We start from the raw sequence: 22,297 nt of genomic DNA on the forward strand, positions 1-22,297 counted from the left end.
CATAGCGAATATATTGGTTTTAATGAGCTGTTTAGAGGTTAGTTTTATCATCATTCAATAAGGATAAAAAAACTAAGTGAGCCTAGAATAAGATACCCATATAGAATTAAGCCATCTATAACCAATTCGGAAATAACAACTAAAACAAAGCTTAAGTTTAAAAGCCATAATAAACATATTTAACACCACATTTCAGTGGCTACGCCAATAATTTACACCCAACAAGCCAAAGTTAACAATTTAACTCATCCCCCCATTTTTTGACTAAGTATTCATGTCGGCGCACTCACGTTAATAACGTATTGGTTTTGGTCCTTTGAGCTATGGCTATGGCTATGGCTGTTATTAGAAATTAAAGTGAAAAAGAACAGTAAGCAGTAAGCAGTAAGCAGTAAGCAGTAAGCAGTAAGCAGTAAGCAGTAAGCAGTAAGCAGTAAGCAGTAAGCAGTAAGCAGATAAAAGTCTCAGCAATAGAAAAAGGAATATAGAGCTATATCTCAATGATACAAAATTTAACAAAAACATACTCTTAATGAACAAAACTTATTCAAAATATCATAACTTAAACTGCATTACCTGATACTATCCCAGCTCGACAATAATAAAAATAAATTTTATTTATATCATAATTTTACAGGATTAAAATGCTTAAAATAGCTCCTAAAAATATACTTAGGTATTTACCGATTTGCATCGTTGCGGCCTTTACGTCTTCAGCTCAAGCAAACAGCCACAGTTTTGATGCTCGCTCACATGCTATGGGCGGCGTGGGTGTCAGCAGTGCTGACTTTCTTACAGCCCCATTTCATAACCCAGCACTCGCTGCAAATTTTGAAGATAACGACCATGTGGGATTATTAATCCCTTCAATTGGGGTTAATGCAAATGATCCAAGCGATCTCATCAATAATGTTGAAGACTTTGTCGATATTTACGATGACTTTAAGTTCTTAACCGATCCTACTGAAGCAGACGCCCAAGTTGTGGTTGACCAGCTTAAGAAAATCCAAGGTAACTATGCTCAAGTACAAGTGGGCACACAACTTGCCATCGCCATTCCAACCAACTTAGTAGCGGTGAACCTTTTTGCTCAAGCTTATGCTGATGCCTTAGTTTTTGCTGATATTGCAGATGACGACCTAGATCCAAGTAATATTCTTAACCAAGATCTTAACTCTCAAGCGCTAACGATGGGCGTCATTGTATCTGAAATAGGGGTCAGTCTAGCTCAATCACAACAGTTTGAATCTGGCACGTTTTATTATGGCGTTTCACCTAAATACCAAACGGTAAATACGATCAATTACATTACCGACATTGAAAATTTTGAGTTTGATGACTGGGATGACGACCGTTACCAAAATGATGACAGTAATTTCAACCTTGATGTAGGTATCGCTTTTCAGCACAACGATGGTTATGGCTTTGGCTTTGTTGGTAAAAACCTAATTAAAAATACCTACGACACTGAAATTATCGAAGGGGTACAAGGCCAGTATCAAGTAAGCCCGGTTTACACTGTGAGCGCCAACTATCAAAACCGATACATGGTTGCCGCTATTGATGTGCAGTTAAATGAGTCTGAGGGATACAGCCAAATTGATGGGACATCGACACTATTTGATGCCAATAAGGATAATCAACAAATTGCCGCCATCGGAATCGAGTTTTTCCCGCACAGTTGGGTAAAATTACGCACGGGTTATCAAATGGATTTAACCAATAATACTGACGACAGTATTACTGCTGGTATCGGGATATCTACCTTCAGCTTGTTCCATTTTGACTTATCTGCAAGCTACAGCGACGAACATAGTATGGGAGTTGCACTGCAAACAGGTTTTACTTTCTAATCTGCCATACGTAAATAAAGTAAAATAAGCTGAGGGTCTCTCAGCTTATTTTCAATTATCACATCAACATGAGCCAAATCATTGAAAGGCACGCTAGCGTTCATAACTATAGTTGTTAACCGTTGTTAAAATTAGCTCTTAAAAACAGCTCATCACTGCACTATAGGTTCACACGTTGTAGTGTACGCATTCATCTCAATCACGCCTTGCAAAATAAAGCCATGATAGCGGGCTTTCACCAACTGAAAGTCCATATCAGGGGCAAAGTAATACGTAACTGTTTCAGCACCGGATTGCTCAACAGGAATAACCTTGATTTCCCCCCATGGGGCAATTTGGGTCTTGATGGCAGGCTTTACGTATAATTGATACGGTTCTATTGCATCTGAAGCCTGTCTAATCAAAGCAAATTGACTGCGACCTTGTAGTAAAAACTGACGCATTTGAATCGCCAAAGTATCAACATCTCGCAGCGGAATATGACTTGATTCGTATTGGTCTTTGTCACCGTCAATATCAACTTCAGAACTGAGGCCATCTTGACTAAATTCGACCTTCATATCTCTTGCTCGAAAGCCTGTCACCAGCTGGTGAAACTTTTCAGTAACCCATTCATCTGTCTCATCAGACCAAAATAATTCGGCGCGCTGATTGTATTGAGTACCAATCCCTAAAATACTGGCTTCACTTTCTGACGTCACCACAGCTTCATCGCCTTGCCAAGATTCGGTTCTTTTCATGGTGCCAGTATGTAATCCACTTAGGTAAATATCATAATGAGATGTTCGGCTACACTGTTGAATACCTGACTCTGTTCCTGACTCTGTAATGGGCTCAATAACTGGCTCAATTACAGACACTGATATAGCCTTCACTTCAGTAGCGAATGCATTCACTGTCATTAATAATAGTGATGCTATGGTTACGTTAATTGATAACCGAGCCACATTGATCATTACAATAGATCCCCAACTGAAATACTAAACAAAGTCCTTAAAAGACTTCGTTTACATTAAGGTAAAAGTTCGTTTCATTTTCGCCTACGCCAACATCAAAACGTAAGTTGATATTATCTTTGATTTTAAAGCGAAAGCCCGTACCGTATGATGCTAAAAGCTCTTCAGTTAAGTCGCTAACATTCGGGGCAACACTGCCTACTGCGCCCCAAAAAACCATGCCATAACGCTGAAAAATAGGTAAACGATATTCAACTTGGCCCATCATCATTTGCTCATCACGGTAACGGCCTTTAATAAAGCCGCGCATCGCACTTGAGCCACCTAAATCTGGCAATAAATTCCACGGTACATCGCCACTGGTAAAATGACCTTGTACTTGCCACGCGATTAAACCTGGTGCATTACTTAATATTGAAGTTGAGCTTAAATCAATATAATTAGCAACTTCGACATTGTAAGTTGAAAACGTTGAATATTCGCTATTTTGATACAAACCAGCGTCAATTTGAAATAACCAACCTTGGGTGGCATTTAAACGGTAATCACGTGAATCATAAATACTTGTAACCACGACACCTGAACTAAAGTTGCTCGGTAGTAAGGTGTTTTCATCAACAGGCGCGCCTGTTTCCACTAACTCCAATTTATCAGCACTTGCATAAGTAAAGTCAGCACCAATACCTAAAAAGTAATTATCAGCAACTTCGGTCATCCAGCGAGGTTTAAAGCTATATGCCTGTTCTTCATATTCATGATGGTTAGCATCGATATTACCGTCTTCGATACCTTGGCCATAATAGACAGCGGCTTCATTATATAACTCAAGATCGAGCAATAACCTTTGTTTGCCACCATTGAAAAACGTCATATTCTCAGCTTCAATACCATAGGAGTTGTTCATTGAAATAAATGAATTTAACACCAATGAAGAAGGCTGGTCTTCCGCTTTCGCACCATCGGTTTTATATAAACCGACCATTAATAGTCCGACGCCAAACTTTTTCTCAGGAGTGTAATAAGCTGTCGGTAAGTAACTCATATCAATCGGTTTACTGTCATCAAACTCACCATCTGCGCCAAATACAGACAAGATATCGTCGACCCAAGTGGGTTCCATATCTTTAGATGTATCAAATAGTGGTTCAACTGCTACTGCAGCACTCGAGAAAGCAAATAAACTGAGTAATAAAATCCGTTTCATAATAGCTCTAATTTGAAATGAAGAATAATGGGAATGAAGCCACACGGCTTAGTCGAGCGCATTCTACCACTCACAAGGTTTTCAACAATTAATTTTATTTTAAGTTAGCAATCACCAACTAGTCAGAATAAGCCTGCTCTACACTCGCCATAGCAGGCCATGGTCATTTCACCGCCATAAGGCTGAGAGCACAGACCAGAAATAGCAATGACGGATACCCAAAATGAAACCGCATGTTTTGTCAGTGCGTCAACAAGGTTATCGGGAAACCACTTTTAATTTCCTAAGAAATAGAGCATCTTGAAAGAGGGATAGATAGGAATTGCTTATGAAAATTCAATTAGATGATTATTATATTTTTTGCCAAGTTGCAAAATATGGCAGCATGAAACGAGCTAGTGAGAAAACCCGTTTACCTTTATCAACGGTGAGTCGACGGATTGTATCGCTAGAGGAAAACCTAGGGCTGCAGCTATTTATTCGTAATAAAAATAAATTATCACTGTCTAATGAAGGCGTGAAGTATTACCAAAAGTTAGCGAGTATTATTGAAGAGTTAGCCAATACTGTCGATGAACTTAATGATGACTCAGGGTTACTCAGCGGTCATATTGTTATCTCGACCACTAAGCTTTTTTATAGGCAATTTATCCACCCCGCTATTCTCACTTTGCTTAAAGACAACCCTAAACTCAGTGTCGAACTTAAGCATTCTGTTAATTCAACCGCATTAACTGATGATGTCGATATTGCAGTGGTCAATGGTGAATTACCTGAAAGTAACTTAATTGCCAGAAAGCTCATTGAGCTCGATCTCGCCTTTTTTGCCAATGAAGAGTTTGCACAGCAATATAAAGATGAAATCTCCAATGCCGAGTTTAACAACCTGCCTTATATTTCAACGCTTTCTCACCCTTCATTACCCATTACCAATAAAAGCACCAATGAGATATTTAAAATTCAGCCGAGTCGCAAGCTCACGGTAATGGACGCGGAGATGTTGATCGCTGCCACTAAAGAAGGCTTAGGCTATGCCATTATTCCTTTGTATGCTTTGCCACCCAATAACAACGGCTTAGTCAGTATCTTTGAGCACTACCAATTAGCACCAGTTCCATTCTCACTTCTATATCGAAGCCGTCAATTACAATCAGCAGCTCAACGAGCGGTTGTGGATGCCATCGTAAACGCCTTTAAATAACTTTTCTCCTTTCGCTTCCTCCTATTTAGTTCACTACAAACTGCCAATCTCATTTTTGAGATTGGCAGGCTCGAAATACGCTATATAGAAGATTTTGGTCATTGCTTAATATTACCTCACACAAACAACGCACCAAGTTAAACCAATACTCGAGGTAACATCATGCAACAGATTACATTAGCCACTTACATCCTGACTCGCCTAAAAGAACTTAACACTAATCATGTTTTTGGTATCCCCGGCGATTATGTTCTGCCATTTTTTGATGAGATTTTAGATGGCAACCATGGCGTGAAGCACGTCATGCCACGCAATGAACTTAACGGTACATACGCAGCTGACGGTTATGCAAAAATGAACGGATTCGGTGCCATGGTAGTCACATTCGGTGTAGGGTCACTAAGCTGTACCAATGCCATCGCAGGAGCTTATGCTGATGACACTCCAATGATAGTTATCGCAGGTACTCCAACCGTTAAAGTTCTATCAACCCCAACAGAGCGCCGCTATCATCATGTGATTGAAAACAACTTCAACACCAACATTGATATGTTCAAACACATCACATGTGCAAGCAAGCGTTTGATTGATGTAAGCACTGCCACCTTTGAAGTCGACCAAATGCTACGCAAAGCGATTCAAACTAAAAAGCCTGTGTACCTCGAAGTGCCTTATGACTTACAGACCGCATTAGTACCAGCACCAACTCGTCCTCTGGACTTAATGCTTGAGCAGTCTTCAATGACTAACCTCAATGCTGCACTTGAAGCCAGTGTTGCCTTACTCGAAAAATCACACACTCGCAGTGTATTAACAGGGCACCTTTTACAGCGTGAAGACATGATTAAACAAGGTCTACAGTTAGTGGACCAGCTTAATGCCGCCGTTGCCACCACCTTCACTTGTAAAATGGGCGACTTTGAAGACCACCCAAACAGTGTAGGCATATACATGGGTGAAGTCAGTGAAGATTACACCAAAGAAATGATGGATGGTGCTGATATTGCTATCGCCCTAGGTGTCACGCTGAATGAGTTTGACACTGGCGTATTTTCAACTCGATTAGGTCATCAACAAGACGTTATTTGGATCCGTAAAGACTATGTAGAAATCAATGGCGAGCGATATGACATGGTCTACTTGCGTGATTTTTTACCCGCGCTTTTAGGTGCTATTAGGCATATCGATGCTGGTGAATTAGCACTACAAACTAGACGTAAGTTTGCCTTTGAATTAAAAGATAAATTCACACCAACCGACAATGAGTTAACCATTGACCGACTATTTGTGCAATTTGCTAACTACCTTCAAGCTGGCGACATGCTATACGGCGATACTGGCGGATTCATTAATAGCTCACAAGCCGAATTTCCAGCCGATGTGGTGATGCATGGTTGCGGTAACTGGGGCTCACTCGGTGCAGGCTTTGGCATGTTTGTCGGCGCTAATTTTGCCAATGAGCAACACAAACGCCGCTCAGTTAGTATTCAAGGTGAAGGCGCTTTCACTATGAGTGCACAGGATTTAGCAACCTTAATCGAGCACAAAAAAGACCTCGCTTTATTTATTTTAGATAATTCAGGTTACGGCGCTGAAAGAGCGATTCACCCAGGAGTAGAGCGCGCTTATAACGACATTGCAGTATGGAAATACGAAAAACTTGGCGAAGCCCTTGGCGGCACCGAAGGTGTAGATATCCATAGTTATGTAGCCAATTCTGAAAAAGAAATGGATGAGGTTTTTAACGCATTAAAAGAACCTAAAGGTGTCAACATTGTTCGAGTGATGTTAGACCCTAATGACTCTGCAACCTTCAATCTACGTTTTAGTCAATTGTTACAGCATTAATAACGATCAAAGTCCCTGCATCAGCCTGTAATGGCAGAGCATTCCCCTTCAGTTGTACTGGAATTAACGGTATCTAATGGCGGCCAGAAATCATCAATGGGCGTCATTTATATTCGGCCACTTATCATCAACTGTAAGATAAATTGTTAACTCACCACTCTCACTTGGTTTTTCCCATCTTGCTTAGCGATATACAAGGCTCTATCAGCTTGTCTTATCATAGGCTCGAAGATATCCACATGAAGTGGCTGTTGTTCAAACAGGCTGGCCACAGAGCCTGCAACCCCTATACTGGCTGTTAAGTTTAATGAAAGTTCAAGGATCGAGAATTCGATGTTTTCTATTGCTTCTCTTATTATTTCAGCTTGCATGATGGCGCTATCACGTGAGGTGTCAGGTAAAAACACGATAAACTCTTCCCCGCCCCAACGGGCTGCTATATCGCCATCACGACACGTATCAGCCAACGCTTTAGCAACCACTTTTAGTACTTCATCACCAACACTATGACCATGGGTGTCATTCACCTTTTTAAAGAGATCGATATCAATCAATATTAACGAAGCATTATGCTGTTCAAACACAATTTTCTGCCAAATTGGTTGGGTTAATTCCTGAAAGCCTCGACGATTATTCAATCCTGTTAACGGATCTGTTCGAGCATATTTTTCAGCGATTAATTTATCAATCTGAGCAACCCTAAATTGCCGCGCCAAAATAGAGGCTAATAGAATGGCCTCAAACGCCATACCCACTTCAATTGCTTTAAAAGTGTAGTCATTATAAGGCACTAAAACACCGGCTACAGCTAAGGTAGAAATAGTGATACATAGTGCAGCCGTGACCGAAGATAAGATGAAAATGACTGCAAACGGCTTTTGTGCTTGTAGGGCTTTTACGCCCATAGCGATAAACAGCACGACAAAACAGGTATTTAAAATAAAGGCTAATACCATCGAGAAAAACAGTTGGTTAAAGATAAAGCCGACGAGCATACCAAAAGGAATATAAAGCGTAGTACGCAGAACAAATCGGTCTAGCCTTGGCGCATACTGTTTGGTTTCCAACAAGGAACGAGCAAAATGAAGGCCTGCTACGCTATAGGTAATCATCAAAAATATGTCTAACCAATCTTGGAAGTAGGCACCTAAATCGTAAGTAATAATGGTATGCAATTGGCCGGTATATGAAAGGCTATTGAGTACAAACCCCAATAAATACAAGCCGTATAAGCCGTACTCCCTTTGACGAATAAATCCAAATAAAACCAAATTATATAGCGCTAAAGCCCCCATAATGCCGTATAGGGCGCCATATTGATAACCACTGGTAATATCTCTTTGTATCGCTTGTTCAACTGAACTAAATTGCACAGGTAATGCCATCGGCCCTTTGGTTTCAACTCGCATAATCACCTTTGTTGAACCAGGCAAAAAACCATGTTCAAAAGCATAGAAGCGATACTGCATTGGTCTTGATTCAAAAGGGTAAGCATCACCACCAGCAATATGCTTCACCACAACACCATCTTTGATCAGCCAAGTATCAATGTAATCGATCCAAGGGGTTTCCAATGATAAGCGATAGGAAGCTGACATGTTTGAAGTATTGTTGATGTTAAATGACATCCATACGGGAGCAACATCAATACCTAAGGAAATGGAATTACTAGACCCATGAGAAAGCCTAGTAGACTCAAAACGTTTAATGGCATCGTCTATTGAAACGGTTCCATCTCGCTCTCTAAAATATTGGGTATGTTTACCTAAGCTGCCTTGCTGGAAACCTGGTATATCGACAGTGTCAGCATTCGCTGAAAAACTTAATAGGCTAATTAACACAACAAAAAACAATACCAATCCCATCAATAGAGACTGTAAGTTCTTATTGCGGAGCGCTGTATTATTTTTGTTCTTTAAGTCGCTAAGCTTGGGCATATAGGCCGATGTGAAATTATTGTTATGATTTATAATATCACTGAACAAAAAAATCTTCGATATGCACCATAGACAATATCTGAAACGAAAAAAGAAAGTCACTAATTTTAATTTAGAAAATTACCTCTCTTAAACCGTCATTCAGTAGACTACATCACCAAATTATCCGACCAATCAAAGCGTTAAAACCCTGACTTACAATAGGTAGCATAAACTGCTGCAAACAATGATTGACGAAGCTCAATTTGTTAACAGCAGTTTTTATTTCCTAAACCAGCCTAAATAAGTGAGCTAGATTGCAGAACTAGCGATTATGTGATGTGATCCGCCCACACAAGAAAGCTTAATTGAACCTTAAAGTTGAGCTAGCTTAAATTCGTGACAAACCGTTATGTCATTAACAAGTCGTTGGAATTGCCGTTATGCTAGAAATCTTTCTGCTCACCCTTGCCGTTATCGCTTTACTCAGTATTATTTTTGAAGAAGTTACCCATATAAATAAGGCTAAAACCACACTGTTTTTAGGCTGTGTTTCTTGGATTACGCTATTCATTGCAGCACAAACGCCCGAACAAACAGCGATAATCTCAGAAGAATTAAATGAAAATCTATTGGAAATAGCCACGCTATGGCTGTTTTTAATGTCAACAATGACTTTTGTAGCTTACCTCAATGCCAAAGGCATGATCCAAGTACTAGTACAAAAGATATTTCCACAGCAGGTATCTGTCAGAATGTTGATGCTGCAAGTGGGGGCATTCGCGCTTGTACTTTCAACATTTTGTGACAATGTCACTGCAACGTTAGTCTCACTGGGCTTATTAACCACCTTTAATCTCGATAATCAGATGCGTTGTCGTATGGCTGTGTTGATTATTTTTGCCGTGAACTCCGGCGGAGTAGCGTTAATAACAGGTGATGTGACCACCTTGATGATTTTCTTAGCAGGAAAAGTTCATATTTCAGAGTTATTAGTCTTGTTTATCCCTGCAACCATCAGCGTATTTTTGCTATCAGTCATATTCTCTTTAAATGCTAAAGGCACTGTCAGCACTACACCTATTAAACAATCATTCAATTCGATAGATATTGTTATTGGCATGATTTTCCTTGTGACGATATTCCTTACAATGGTGCTTAATGTGTTGTTTGCCATTCCACCTGTATTAACCTTTTTAGCTGGATTATCGGTTATGTTTTTAGTGGGTAGGAGCAGCAAAACCAAAGACGAAGAAGTCCAGATTTTAGAATATATTCGCCAAGTCGAGTATGACACATTATTGTTTTTCTTAGGAATTCTATTACTAGTCGGCATGTTAAAAGAAATTGGCACCTTAGATTTGCTAACTCAAGTTTATTCAATGTATGACCCAAGTATTTCAAACTTTTTTGCAGGGGTTGGCTCGGCAGTATTAGATAACGTACCGCTAACTGCTGCACTGTTAAAAGCAGATCCAGCCTTAAGTACAGCCCAATGGTTAGGGCTGACTTACTCTGTCGGAGTAGGTGGTTCATTATTAGTGATTGGCTCTGCGGCGGGAATTATTGCCATGAGCAAGGTGCAAGAGCTGACTTTTGTGGCATACCTTAAATTCGTTCCCGCTTTGCTGCTGTGTTATAGCGTTGGCTATGGGTTAACCCTATTTTTAGCAAATCACCTACACAATTAGAAGCAAACTATTGCGCAATATCCGATACCTGAAAAGGCGCTATATGCGCCTTACTACACTTTACAATAGTTTGAGTTAATAACGTCAGTATATGATATTGCTTGAAAGGTTTTTCTCATTCATTAGGTCTCATTCAATAACCACAGATTTATAGCTAACACATTTTAACCAACCGTTTGTAATGCTGACTAATAACAAGTTGCAGTTAAAATATGTTAGCTTCAAAGGAAATGAGATGAGAAAACTGATCAATTTAATGCTGCCGCTATTACTGTCACTTACAGTGATCGGCTGCACCAGTTTGAGTGACAAACCTATTTATAACGACCAAGGTTATGCTGTAACAGGTTATGATGTAGTGGCTTATTTTACTGATAATAAGGCAGTAAAAGGTAACGCAGAGTTTCAAACAGAATATCAAGGTTCGCAATGGTTATTTTCCACTAAGCAACATCAACAGCAATTTGAGCAGTCACCAGACCGATATATGCCGCAATATGGTGGTTACTGTGCTTATGCTATGAGCAGCGGTTTTGTGGTCAGCAGTGACCCCCAAGCCTTTACCGTTTTTGAAGACAAACTGTATTTGAACTATAGCTTGAGCGTGCGAGAGAATTGGCTAGAAAATAGAGACCAATTTATTACAGAAGCTGACGAATATTGGCTAAAGAAAACCACAAAATAACACTAAACCTGTTATAGCCAAGCCTAGTAATTATCTAATCATTACCAAGATAAAAAGGGGCAGAATGATATCATTCTGCCCCTTTAACATATCTACACTTTTGCTATCTCTTGCACCGTAAAGTCAATGGCAGATGTGGTTGAATGAGTTATATCCTTGATAACAAGTCCCTCTTTAACGGGTGAAATACACAATAAGACGGTAGTTGTAATAAACGTATCTGGGAGTTAACTTAAAATTGGTGAAGCTAAGTTCAAACCTTGAAATAAGGTTAGCATAAAGCCGTTATATCAATTTACCCGCCTTCTCAATCTAATGCTTAAAGATCATTTAATACTCGACATAAGTGATATTACTTCTGTTAATAGATTAGCACTTTGTATATTACAAAGAAGACCTTAACCAATAAACCCTCAGGGTAAATATCACCGTTAGACTTTTGAATTTAAATGCAAATAAATCTAATAGATACGACTTATACATTACGTTCTTTTAGCATTCAACTCCGCGAGCACCCTGAAAATTGCGAGTACAATTTCGACATATAACCCTGCACCAAAATCTATCGCTTTATCTAATGTCTCGAATTTAGTGTTATATTGCTTCCATTGATAGCCCACAAAAGCACAAAACATAAAAGCCCCAACAAAGTGCCAGATTGACTTGAATTCCCCTTCAAAAACAAACCAGCCAAATTCAGTAATAGCGACACAGCTCATCACCATGAAAAGCATGGCGGAAAAAGACTCAAAAACAGCGGTAAACTTCGTTAACATCAACATCATTAGTAGTGATACAACAGCTATAAAACCAATAGTCTGCGAAATAATTGGGATCCCAAATGGAGGAATGAAATAACTAAAAAACAGTGCACTACCTATAGTCATACAGTTGTAACCAATAAAACTGAATAATGGCTTATCAGACTTGCAGGCAAGACAAAAACCAAAACTCACAACAACAAAGTACAAGCCCAATACCCATAGCACTTGTTCAGTTGCTAAATGAAATTGCGGAAAATAGTTGAAGATAATATATACACTGGTATATCCCCATATAAGCACCGTAGTGACGACAAGATTAAATACCGAGAGACTGACAGCTCTATCAATAAAAAATAACCATCTAAAGTATTCAACTATTCCACGATCTTGCACCTCTTTCTCCTTAGTATAAATATTAACTCTTTAATAATTAGACAATATTTTACAGTATTCTCCCGTTCTACACCGCGCACAATCCTAAGCATGATTCAACTTTGCGACCTAAACCGCAACAAATTGATACAAGTGCTCTAACTCCCAAGCAGAGGCATTTCAAATATGTCATTTGAAAGTTGTCACCTCAAAAATCAATCATAACTTTTATTGATCTAGATCAGTTATCACGCGGTGAAATCTTAGCTTTTGTGCACTTCTCCACATAAACCACAAATGATAATCATTTGCGTTTGCATCATTAATACTGTCGCCATAGTATTGCAACAAATCTAACAAGCTCGACATACAGATAACAACTGACCCATTAATAATCACAAAAGTTGACAACTATGAAGCATTCAATTTTAGCAGCGGCAGTGCTAAGCGCACTCACCTTTTCAGCACATGCTGAAACAGAAGTAACTACAGATGAAATCGAAAAGATTGAGGTAAGAGGCGTTCGTCAAAAACTACAGCAAGATGGAAGATTGAAAGATGTCATCCAAAAAACTGAAGTGCTTGATGAGCTGATGATTCAAAATAAGAATGCTTTAAGTTTAACCGATGCCATTAATAATGAGCCTGGTGTTAACGTGTCAAATGAGTGTTCTATGTGTGGCGTAAAACGCATCATGCTCAATGGTATGAAGGGCGAACACACCACGATTTTAGTGGACGGTTTACCAACACACACCATGATCTCTGGCTACTATGCTGTCGATGCGATTTCGACAACAGGTGTTGACCGCATTGAAATTGCACGTGGTGCAGGAGCATCATTAATTGCACCTGAAGCCATTGGTGGCACAGTAAATATTGTAACCAAGCAAGCCTATGAAAACGAAGTCTCTGTAGATATCGCTAAAGGATCACACGATTTTACCGCCATGAAAGGTATGGCAACAGGTATTTCTGAAGACGGCAAAACAGGTATCACCTTAATTGGTCAGTACGATAAACAAGATCAAGAAGACCATGATGACAACGGCGTAAGTGAAGCACCTTTCCAAGAAAACTACACTATCAGCTCTTTAGTCAGCCACGATTTAAATGATTCAAACAATGTCCATCTTCGTATTGCTAAAGTGCGCAGCGAAGTCTTTGGCGGCCCAGTAGTTGGCGATAATGTGGGTTCGATTTCAGAGGCCATTAGCAGTTACGACGGGATTGAATCTGAAAGCTTGTTCGTCGGTGATGATGTCCGAAACGAATACATTGGTAAAGCATGGGAAACCACTGAATGGATTGAAACCAATCGTGATGAAGCTTACATCAAGCTACTTAGTGAATTGTCGGATTACACTACATCTGAATTTGCTGTCAGCTATGCCAAACATGAGCAAGACTCCTTTTATGAAGGCATAGACTATCGCGCTGAAGACACCATGTACTATTTCCGCGCCAAGTTTGATACTGAAATCAGCGATAACCACTTTTTGACTTATGGCGCAGACATCCGCACTGAAGAAATGCGTTCACATACCGATGCACTGCATGAAGTAGAGGCTTACGTAAGTGACTCATTCGATTACGATGTAAAAGGTGTATTCATCCAAGATACATGGACGCCAACTGACGATATCGAAATTGCGATGGCATTAAGGGTAGACAAAGTCACAGCTGATTTTGTTGATGAGAAAAAGCCTGGTACTGAAATCGATGAAACCTTTGTCGCGCCTCGTATCGACATGCGTTACTTCCATAGCGATACATGGACTTCTCGCCTATCAGCAGGACGAGGTTACCGAGCGCCATTATCATTCTTTGAAACCGACCACGGCATACTAGATTCAGAAAAAGGCTACTTAATCGAAGTCGACTCATTAGAAGAGTCGTTATCGGCTAACTATGCGTTAAGTTACGATGCAGGCACCCTAACCGGTACTTTCTCTATCGCTCACTCGAACGTACAAAACCTTGCCTCATTACAAGAAAATGAAGATGGTGTACCGGTTCTGTCACAACTTGATGAAGATGCTTCAGTTACCACATTTGATTTAGTTGCAGGGTATAGCCTAACCGATGAGCTGACAGTGAATGCCAGCGCAGAATACTTTGATTACAACGATGTATTCCGTTCATCTTACTCTATTGCACCCGTTGAAACGCGTGCAGGTATTGAGCTTGAATACAAAACGGATGACTTTACAGTCTTCTGGAATACCACTTGGTTTGGTGAGCGTGATTTAACCGAATATGGTTATGAAGGTTACGATATCAAAGGTGACCCAAGTTCACTTAAAAGCCAAGATGCGCCAGCCTTTACCGTATCGGACATTAAAGTACAGTACAGTTTAACCAGTCACATCAAGGTCTATGGCGGTTTATCTAATATCTTTAACTACACCCAAATTGAAGAAGGTGAATCACCACTGTTTTATGATGCCGATGGCGGTTACGACGTAGCTTACATCTATGGTCCACTTCACGGTCGAGAGTTTTATGTTGGCGTTGAAGGCAAGCTTTAACTGCCTTGTGTTACTGACAACACTTGTTGTCAGTAACACTGCTAGCGCAGGCACAAACAGCAACGAACTATCAGTGGCGCAAATCCAGTTAAAGGATTTACGCACCAGCCAATCCTCGGTCAGTTACCATGCAGAAAAACCTACCGTGTTGATGTACTTTCAACCTGATTGCAGTTGGTGTAAAAAGCAGGGCAAAATTATCACCGAGCTATTAGGCGAATGTGGCAATAGCGTCCACTTTACTTTAGTCGGAGATAAAGGCTCTAAAAGCCAACTTAAACGCGAATTACGTCATTTTTCAGCTGATATACCATCACAACAAAGCAATAAAATGTTCGTCCGTAAAAGTGGCGGTGTTAAGGGCTTCCCCACCACTTTAGTGCTCGATACCCAAGGTAATGTGCTGGCTAAACGCCGCGGTTTTACCTCAGAAACCATGCTACGTAAATTAACCAACGAGCTCAGCCAAGGTGAATGTGCACTTAAGTAGCATGTGGGTTCTAGTCATTACCAATATAAAATGGGCAGAATGATGTCATTCTGCCCATTCTATATATCTATGCTTTTGTTATATTTCGCACTATAAAGTCAATGCTCATCTATTAGTAACCAGCCTAATTCAACTAATAGTAACCAGCCTAAAATAGCGACTTAACCTAAACTTTGGTTACTTAACCCAGTGCATAATCTCGTTGGCTTGCATTAAAGCGTACTGTCTTTTAGTCAAGCTGCCAGCAGGTTCAAACATTAATAGTTCAGCTGGTCGTGCTTGATACTTAGCAATAAACTGGTCGCCTTCAGGTGTTCCGATTCGTGCAATAAGAAACGACACATCATCACCTAACGTCGCGCGAGCTGTATTCATTTGCTCGGTCTGACTGTTACTCACCGCAAGGTTAGGGTCGTAAACAAACACTAATACAGGTTTACCAGAACCAATATCTTCATGGCTGGTTTTAAAGCCTTTCGGCAATACACTAAATACCACAGCTATTAAAATCACTATGGATGCAATAACACCGACAACAACTAAAGGCTTACGAGACTTAGCAGATGTGGTTGAATGAGTTGTATCCTTGATAACAAGTCCCTCTTTAACGAGTAAAATACACAATAAGACGGTAATTGTAATAAACGTATCTGAGAATTAGCTTAAAAGCAGTCCCAGTCTTTTAATACTTTTAGATACAAGAGAAACACTCATTTTCATAAGTGTTTCTCAAAGCGAAGACAAGTGTTCTACTTTGACAGTATCACTTTTTCATTGGTGACTAAATCAATCTGATATAGCTTGTTAAAGTCATTAGCGAAAGTTTGTCCCCTTTCATTTTGCTCGAGATCGAAAGGTAAACTAAGCGATGAGTTTTTGCAGACATTATCATCAATATTAAATTGGCTAATGACACGATTAGCGAATAGCAGTGAGTTATCATATTTATTGTATGAAATATGATTTAAGCCGTCATCAACGAAATCCTCTCCTTCACAAGAATTTAATAATAAGCTTCTGTTGCCTGTAGCAAGATCGATGCTAATAATATTCTTGTTTACTTGACTAGCGGCATAAACCAACTGGTTAGCTTCATCTAACGCAATTGAGCTTATCCCATAAATACTAATGCCTTCGCCGACAAGACTATCCGAATTAGATGAAGAAATAATCGCCCTAGAGCCATCAGATAGGTTAACAGCAAGTACTGCTTGACCATGGTAATCAACAACTAAAACTCGCTCGTTAGTCTTATCTAACACTGCATCAGTAATACCACTGAAAAATACACCACTCCCTATTGAGGCGCTGCTAATAACTTCACTAGACTTATCTTCAATATTAATAGCCAAAACTTGATTATTAATCGACGTATACAAAATATTCGTCGCTGGATCGAATGATAAGCCACTCATCATATAGTTATATTCATTTTCAAACCTATATACAGTCTCTCTATCACCAGTTTCCATATCGATTGCTAAAATAAACCCAGGTGAGTTTCCACCGTCATCAGCGATATAAGCAATATTATTCGCACTATCTAAAGATAACTCCCTCGGAGCAATCATGACACGGCCTGTTCCTACCCCATTACTAGCAAATGTAGTTCTTGTTCCTGAGGTTAGATTAACAGCCACAATCACATCTAAATCACTATCCCTCACTAAATACTGATCATTTGATAAATCGAGCCCTGTTGAACGAATTTGAGAAATAGCCAATTCATCTTGATCTGTTTCAAGTGAGAATTCACTATGCTCACCTGTCGTTAAATCTATTCGACTGAATCCTTTATACCCAGCAACATAAGCGGTGTTATTTTGATGGTCAACATCAACACTTGCTGAAGTAATACCTAGATTTCCCGTGATAGCTTTACTATCAGAACCGTCAAACTCAACAATGGACAGTCCATCATCATTTCCCCCAAAAGCACTATTAAAAACGAGTAACCCTTTGGAAGTGTATGCAATATCGCTTGTTGAAACCGAATTGCCTGACAAGGTTTGACCTTCAATTATCGTAGATAAAGAATTGGTATTTAAATCCAGTTTCATAATGACGGATTGTGCCTGGTTAACACCTTCTACAGGAAAATAAGTCAGTAATATGAATAATTCATCTTCTTCAGGGCCAATATCGAGTGATTTAACATGTGCAAATGACCACTTAGATGAGTCGAGTTGTAAATCATGATTTAAAATAACTTCAACATCGCCAGAAGCTACGTCAATTCTCGATAATGTAAGCTGTTCCTCTATTAACTCTGAATGAATAAGACTATTTTGATTTTCGTAATAGGTGAAGGGGTTAGACTCGCCAAGTGATTGCACATTAATGACATGCATGAATTTTGTAGGTAAATCAACTATGGCAAATTGAGTGGGATTTAAATGACCGATTAAACGATTATTGGTTTTATCTACAATAAAATTAGATGGGATTATCGCATTAAATACTTTTATTGATTCAGCAATGTCATCAATATTACCTGCATCATCTTCTGTGGTGATAACCAGATCTTCATCGATGTCTGACTGAATCTCTATTTGCCAATCGACTTTAGCATTGACTACATCATCAAGTTGTCCCGTTGATCCGCTTTCTTGTTGAGTTGCAATATTAGCTAACTCTCCATTTACCCGAACAGCTTTAACCCCACCCTCATCACTGGCAGTGCCTCTAATGGTAATTTTTGAGCCGTTCGCTCTTGAATTTTTGGCTGGAAATAACACATTTACAATGGGAGCTTCATCATCAGTAGATGGGATTAAACTAAACGTTGCTGAAACTTCGCATGTATTCGTCACTGCATCGGTCAGATAGGTATTGCCTGTTAAGTTACCACCGCAGCCCGACACACTAGTAATCATATAGTTTTCGTCGGCCATAACAGTAAAAGAGGCTGTAGAACCGCTTTCAACAGTGAAGCTAATCGGTTCTATTCTCCCACCTTCACTTGCCAAAGTTGAAACAAGGTATGTGGTTTTTTCTGGAGTTACAGTTTCATCACTTCCATTGTCTCCTCCGCAAGCAAATAACAATAAGAATGAGGCAAAAAGGGATATATTTTGAGTACGCGAGAAAAGCATTAAGCATCCTACTTAAGTTGGACTTCCATGTGGGTATGATAATATATCACCCCCACAAACTTAACAACGCAGCAACATATTGATGTATTCATTTGTGCCAATTTCTCTTCCTTAAAGTAGATTTTCGGATTATTATTTTCTTCTACTATGAGGTTCCCGTTAGCCGTTATTGTTATCCAAACTGGTATATAGCTGACTTTCGGTTTATGGGTTTATGGGGCGTGTTACACTTTCAGATAAAGTCAATTATCAATGCAAAATCTAAATATATAGGTACTTTTATGCAGTAAAAACCACTTGAAACTTCAAGGCTTCAAGTGGTTGTTAGACTGCTTATCTTAGATTAAATATGACAGAAATTACTGTAAGCGGAATGTTTGAGCAACTAATCCCCAATCCGAAAGTAATACATCTCTGATCCTTTCGCCATCTTGCTCACTACTACATGCCCATAAGTCGGCACATGTCATGCCAGCTATATTAGTACCCGTACCTTTTTTAGTATCCGGCCTTTGATTATTCAATACTGCAATTCTTTTATTAAATAAATCTTCAAATGATTCAGTAGTAACTGTAATTGTTTCCATTTCATTCTTAGGGAATTCAATTTGATCGCTTCCCTTTTTATTTACTAATGCCTGATTATCTTTTTCAACCATCGCAAATAAATTATCTAATGGAAGATCTTGAGATTTAGGATGACTGTATAGAAGTTCAGCGTAGTCGATTGCCACTGAATTATCAGCCTCATAAGCTAATGAAAGTAATTCATCAGCAGCTTTTAAATCTTTATCAACAAAGCTTCCTGTTAAGTAAATTTTACCCAGCAACAAAGATGAAGGAGAAAAGCCTCTGTTTGACGCATATTGTAAGAAGTCGATACCTTCCTCTATATCCTCAAGCTCAGGATCTTGCAGATAAATGACTCCAGCCTTATGCTTTGCTGACATTACGCCATACTTACCAGCTCGTCGAAACCATTTTAATGCTTTTTTATTATTTTTCTCAGTACCATAACCTGCATAATAAAACTCACCCAATGTTGCCATTGCTTCTGAATGCCCTCGCTTAGTCAATAGTCGGTAAGCTTTAAAGTATTCTTTGCAATTATCGGTGTGGCATTCTTTTAATTGATTATCCCTTGCTAGCACATTAAAGCTAAGCATAGGTAAACAAGCTAGAATTACGGCCATCATTTTTGTACAAGATTTAATATTCACGATTATAAATTCCTTTTTTAACCCTTGAATAGATACTCTTATCTATCTAATAAACTCTGTCCATAGTACAAAACGACTAAATTAAAGTCTGATGTAAAATAAACAGCTAGTGATTCAAATTTGTTATCTCTGCAATAATAAGTGAATTGATGCTAGTGTCTGTTATTGCATTAGATAATAAGTGACGAAAGCACCTAGCATCATTCCTAAGGTTAGCGCCAATATCAATAGTAAATAATATGGCTTCACCTTAACCGTTTGCAGTTGTTGTGGTTCTACCTTTGGTACAATGCATATGTCTTTTTTTGATATTTCAAAAACAACACATAAACTTAATACACTTTCAGTAGAAGCGTTTCCGAACTTTTCTATACGCTGCACTGTTCTTAAGCTAATATCACAAGCATCCGCCAGATGCTGCTGCGTCCAATTTCGATCAGAGCGGAGCCTCTTAACTATTTTATGATTAATTTCCATAACAATTATTCACTTCTATCCAGCAAAATAATTAACTAAAAAACCAATCAAACTTCCAACGAAAAAACCAGCAACTAGAAATAAACCAAATACCTTCAGCAAATCTATTACACATTTAGATGCCGACTCTATATATGCTTTAGTTTGTTCAGCATGTAAATCGTTATCAATATACAATTGGCAAACTAATTCTCCTCGCAGAATACTCGTCATATTAAAAACAACTTTATAACCTTTACCTTGATAATGAAAAGAGTGACTACCTTTAGTGCTAAATAAATTCCTTTTATCTGATACAGGGTTATCGTTAATATAAATAGTTTCTCTACCAGAATAAGCAGAGCCGTGTGCCGCAATTTCTAGCCCATCAACCTCAAAATAAAACCAGTAGCCATTGTGTATTGAGATGGTGTCCATTTTTTTATCCAAACTCTTATTAAGTTGTTCATTAGTCGTCATTGTTACTCCCTCATTTAAATGGAGTAGCAAGTAAAGCATCCAAATAGAGATATAACGACGTCATCCTTATGACAGTCACCTAGTTTGTCATATGACTGTGAAGCTGTCACATGACTCAATTAGAATTAACACATATAAAATAACAAGTTAAGATTTAAAATAAACAAAATTAATTTACACATCTCCTCTCACGTAAAAAATTTAAACAGTTGAAAACTCACAGGAGCAGAACCTTTGTATTTTAGTTATTTCATTTTGCTACCTAGTCTAACCATATCTATCTGGCGGCAGAGCCGCATTTATCACCAGTTTCAACTGTTCACTATTTCCCAATTCCTTTATTAAAAACCAACATGAACAACGCTCATGTTGCAGCGGAAATTTAATCAATTTTCATCATCTACCTAAACACGTATAAAACACACTCGGCTTACAAAAAAGATGAAGACTAATCGCAGGAGCACTTTCAAAAGGATTTGAAAGCCAAGCAAGCATTAGCGACAGGTTCAGGGTTTATTACGAAAAGGGATAGCAGATCATGAGTAACGATTTTACATTTTCGATTAAAAATATTTGTCTTGATGAAAACTACCAGCCATCAGACAGCACTCGCATTACGACTAACTTTGCCAACTTAGCTAGAGGTGAAAGTCGTCAGCAGAACTTACGAAACGCATTGACGATGATCGATAACAGTTTTAATGCCCTCGCCTATTGGGATAACCCCAAAGGTGATCGATATTCTGTCGAACTTGAAATCATTTCTGTAGATATGGAAATTGAAGGAAATAATCAAGCCTTCCCGTCAATTGAGATATTGAAAACCCATATTGTGGATCATCACACCAAGGAACGGATTGAAGGCATTGTCGGCAATAACTTCTCATCCTATGTGCGAGATTATGACTTTAGCGTCTTACTGTCTGAGCATAATAAAGGTCAAAGCCAATTTAGTATCCCTGATACCTTTGGCGATCTGCATGGCAAATTGTTTAAGTATTTCGTGAACTCAGATACCTATAAGCAGCACTTCAAAAAAACACCGGTTATTTGTCTGAGTGTGTCAGACAATAAAACCTACCAGCGAACGGGTAATCAACATCCATTATTGGGGTTTGAGTATCAGCCCAATGAGTCATCGTTAACCGAGCAATACTTCAAAAAAATGGGCTTACAGGTTCGCTACTTTATGCCGCCTAAAAGTGTTGCACCATTAGCGTTCTACTTTTTTGGCGATTTACTGAATGATTACAGCAACCTTGAGTTAATTAGCACCATCAGCACAATGGAAACCTTTCAAAAAATTTATCGACCTGAAATTTATAATGCCAATGCGGTGGCAGGAAACTGCTATCAGCCTAATTTGAAAAACCAAGACCACTCGCTCACGCAAATTATTTATGACCGAGAAGAGCGCAGTAAGTTAGCAGTGAAACAAGGCAAGTTTGCAGAAGAACACTTCATCAAACCTTACCAATCATTACTCGAACAATGGTCAGCGAATTACGCAGTTTAAGTACTCATTTTAGCGATGA

At 39.0% G+C, this 22,297-nt stretch carries 17 protein-coding genes; 8 read left to right on the top strand and 9 right to left on the bottom strand.

Features of this window, described 5'->3' with window-relative positions; all coding sequences use genetic code 11:
• The first annotated feature begins 644 nt into the window (after positions 1-644).
• Positions 645-1,853 carry a conjugal transfer protein TraF gene (traF, locus tag QPX86_RS17855; RefSeq protein ID WP_285163401.1) on the top strand — a complete coding sequence of 403 codons (1,209 nt, stop codon included), beginning with the start codon at positions 645-647 and terminating at the stop codon, positions 1,851-1,853.
• Between the two features lie 152 nt (positions 1,854-2,005).
• On the opposite strand, the gene QPX86_RS17860 is transcribed toward traF, so the two are convergent.
• Positions 2,006-2,809 (bottom strand): hypothetical protein, encoded by an 804-nt coding sequence (locus tag QPX86_RS17860; protein ID WP_285163402.1) that lies wholly within the window; start codon positions 2,807-2,809, stop codon positions 2,006-2,008.
• A 37-nt stretch (positions 2,810-2,846) separates the two neighbouring features.
• Positions 2,847-4,013 carry a BamA/TamA family outer membrane protein gene (locus QPX86_RS17865; RefSeq protein WP_285163403.1) on the bottom strand — a complete coding sequence of 389 codons (1,167 nt, stop codon included), beginning with the start codon at positions 4,011-4,013 and terminating at the stop codon, positions 2,847-2,849.
• Positions 4,014-4,341: 328 nt separating this feature from the next.
• Here QPX86_RS17865 and QPX86_RS17870 point away from each other — a divergent pair, with 328 nt between their 5' ends.
• Positions 4,342-5,214: a LysR family transcriptional regulator gene (locus QPX86_RS17870; protein ID WP_285163404.1), complete on the top strand. Its 873-nt coding sequence runs from the start codon at positions 4,342-4,344 to the stop codon at positions 5,212-5,214.
• Between the two features lie 162 nt (positions 5,215-5,376).
• Positions 5,377-7,062 carry a thiamine pyrophosphate-binding protein gene (locus tag QPX86_RS17875; RefSeq protein ID WP_285163405.1) on the top strand — a complete coding sequence of 562 codons (1,686 nt, stop codon included), beginning with the start codon at positions 5,377-5,379 and terminating at the stop codon, positions 7,060-7,062.
• Positions 7,063-7,208: 146 nt separating this feature from the next.
• On the opposite strand, the gene QPX86_RS17880 is transcribed toward QPX86_RS17875, so the two are convergent.
• Complete coding sequence (locus QPX86_RS17880; protein WP_220755257.1) at positions 7,209-8,915, bottom strand: sensor domain-containing diguanylate cyclase; 1,707 nt, start codon at positions 8,913-8,915, stop codon at positions 7,209-7,211.
• Between the two features lie 506 nt (positions 8,916-9,421).
• Between QPX86_RS17880 and nhaD the strand changes: the two genes are divergently transcribed.
• Together nhaD and QPX86_RS17890 are read left to right on the top strand one after the other, a co-directional pair.
• Entirely contained in the window at positions 9,422-10,669 is a 1,248-nt protein-coding gene (gene nhaD / locus QPX86_RS17885; protein ID WP_220755258.1) for a sodium:proton antiporter NhaD, read from the top strand.
• Between the two features lie 235 nt (positions 10,670-10,904).
• The gene (locus QPX86_RS17890; RefSeq protein WP_285163406.1) at positions 10,905-11,354 is read left to right on the top strand and encodes a YHS domain-containing (seleno)protein; all 450 of its coding nucleotides are present in this window, start codon (positions 10,905-10,907) and stop codon (positions 11,352-11,354) included.
• 482 nt (positions 11,355-11,836) lie between these two features.
• Here the strand turns inward: QPX86_RS17890 and QPX86_RS17895 are convergent, their stop codons facing one another.
• Positions 11,837-12,511, bottom strand: coding sequence for a hypothetical protein (locus tag QPX86_RS17895; protein ID WP_285163407.1), 675 nt, complete (start codon positions 12,509-12,511; stop codon positions 11,837-11,839).
• 392 nt (positions 12,512-12,903) lie between these two features.
• Here QPX86_RS17895 and QPX86_RS17900 point away from each other — a divergent pair, with 392 nt between their 5' ends.
• Positions 12,904-15,021 carry a TonB-dependent receptor plug domain-containing protein gene (locus QPX86_RS17900; RefSeq protein ID WP_285163408.1) on the top strand — a complete coding sequence of 706 codons (2,118 nt, stop codon included), beginning with the start codon at positions 12,904-12,906 and terminating at the stop codon, positions 15,019-15,021.
• A complete protein-coding gene (locus QPX86_RS17905; RefSeq protein ID WP_285163409.1) occupies positions 14,996-15,511 on the top strand; it encodes a TlpA family protein disulfide reductase in 516 nt (171 codons plus the stop codon). Before QPX86_RS17900 ends, QPX86_RS17905 begins: the two co-directional genes overlap by 26 nt.
• Before the next feature lie 177 nt (positions 15,512-15,688).
• Here QPX86_RS17905 and QPX86_RS17910 read toward each other — a convergent pair whose 3' ends face one another.
• From QPX86_RS17910 to QPX86_RS17930, 5 genes are all read right to left on the bottom strand, one after another.
• Complete coding sequence (locus QPX86_RS17910; protein WP_285163410.1) at positions 15,689-16,135, bottom strand: hypothetical protein; 447 nt, start codon at positions 16,133-16,135, stop codon at positions 15,689-15,691.
• A gap of 125 nt (positions 16,136-16,260) precedes the next feature.
• Positions 16,261-18,606, bottom strand: a complete 2,346-nt coding sequence (locus QPX86_RS17915) for a hypothetical protein (RefSeq protein ID WP_285163411.1) — start codon at positions 18,604-18,606, stop codon at positions 16,261-16,263.
• A gap of 359 nt (positions 18,607-18,965) precedes the next feature.
• Positions 18,966-19,826, bottom strand: a complete 861-nt coding sequence (locus QPX86_RS17920; protein WP_285163412.1) for a tetratricopeptide repeat protein — start codon at positions 19,824-19,826, stop codon at positions 18,966-18,968.
• A gap of 162 nt (positions 19,827-19,988) precedes the next feature.
• A complete protein-coding gene (locus QPX86_RS17925; protein ID WP_285163413.1) occupies positions 19,989-20,303 on the bottom strand; it encodes a helix-turn-helix transcriptional regulator in 315 nt (104 codons plus the stop codon).
• 15 nt (positions 20,304-20,318) lie between these two features.
• Positions 20,319-20,762, bottom strand: coding sequence for a hypothetical protein (locus tag QPX86_RS17930; RefSeq protein ID WP_285163414.1), 444 nt, complete (start codon positions 20,760-20,762; stop codon positions 20,319-20,321).
• A 538-nt stretch (positions 20,763-21,300) separates the two neighbouring features.
• Between QPX86_RS17930 and QPX86_RS17935 the strand changes: the two genes are divergently transcribed.
• A complete protein-coding gene (locus QPX86_RS17935) occupies positions 21,301-22,278 on the top strand; it encodes a DUF1852 domain-containing protein (RefSeq protein ID WP_065109692.1) in 978 nt (325 codons plus the stop codon).
• Positions 22,279-22,297 lie beyond the last annotated feature (19 nt).

It is taken from the genome of Shewanella goraebulensis (assembly GCF_030252245.1).
GTDB classification, from domain to species: domain Bacteria; phylum Pseudomonadota; class Gammaproteobacteria; order Enterobacterales; family Shewanellaceae; genus Shewanella; species Shewanella goraebulensis.

Excerpts from the sequence above, each read along its gene's own strand:
- QPX86_RS17870 (WP_285163404.1), top strand. The coding sequence starts at position 4,342 with ATGAAAATTCAATTAGATGATTATTATATTTTTTGCCAAGTTGCAAAA.
- QPX86_RS17915 (WP_285163411.1), bottom strand. The coding sequence starts at position 18,606 with ATGCTTTTCTCGCGTACTCAAAATATATCCCTTTTTGCCTCATTCTTA.
- nhaD (WP_220755258.1), top strand. The coding sequence starts at position 9,422 with ATGCTAGAAATCTTTCTGCTCACCCTTGCCGTTATCGCTTTACTCAGT.
- QPX86_RS17865 (WP_285163403.1), bottom strand. The coding sequence starts at position 4,013 with ATGAAACGGATTTTATTACTCAGTTTATTTGCTTTCTCGAGTGCTGCA.
- QPX86_RS17860 (WP_285163402.1), bottom strand. The coding sequence starts at position 2,809 with ATGATCAATGTGGCTCGGTTATCAATTAACGTAACCATAGCATCACTA.
- QPX86_RS17925 (WP_285163413.1), bottom strand. The coding sequence starts at position 20,303 with ATGGAAATTAATCATAAAATAGTTAAGAGGCTCCGCTCTGATCGAAAT.
- QPX86_RS17890 (WP_285163406.1), top strand. The coding sequence starts at position 10,905 with ATGAGAAAACTGATCAATTTAATGCTGCCGCTATTACTGTCACTTACA.
- QPX86_RS17875 (WP_285163405.1), top strand. The coding sequence starts at position 5,377 with ATGCAACAGATTACATTAGCCACTTACATCCTGACTCGCCTAAAAGAA.
- QPX86_RS17935 (WP_065109692.1), top strand. The coding sequence starts at position 21,301 with ATGAGTAACGATTTTACATTTTCGATTAAAAATATTTGTCTTGATGAA.
- traF (WP_285163401.1), top strand. The coding sequence starts at position 645 with ATGCTTAAAATAGCTCCTAAAAATATACTTAGGTATTTACCGATTTGC.
- QPX86_RS17930 (WP_285163414.1), bottom strand. The coding sequence starts at position 20,762 with ATGACGACTAATGAACAACTTAATAAGAGTTTGGATAAAAAAATGGAC.
- QPX86_RS17905 (WP_285163409.1), top strand. The coding sequence starts at position 14,996 with ATGTTGGCGTTGAAGGCAAGCTTTAACTGCCTTGTGTTACTGACAACA.
- QPX86_RS17900 (WP_285163408.1), top strand. The coding sequence starts at position 12,904 with ATGAAGCATTCAATTTTAGCAGCGGCAGTGCTAAGCGCACTCACCTTT.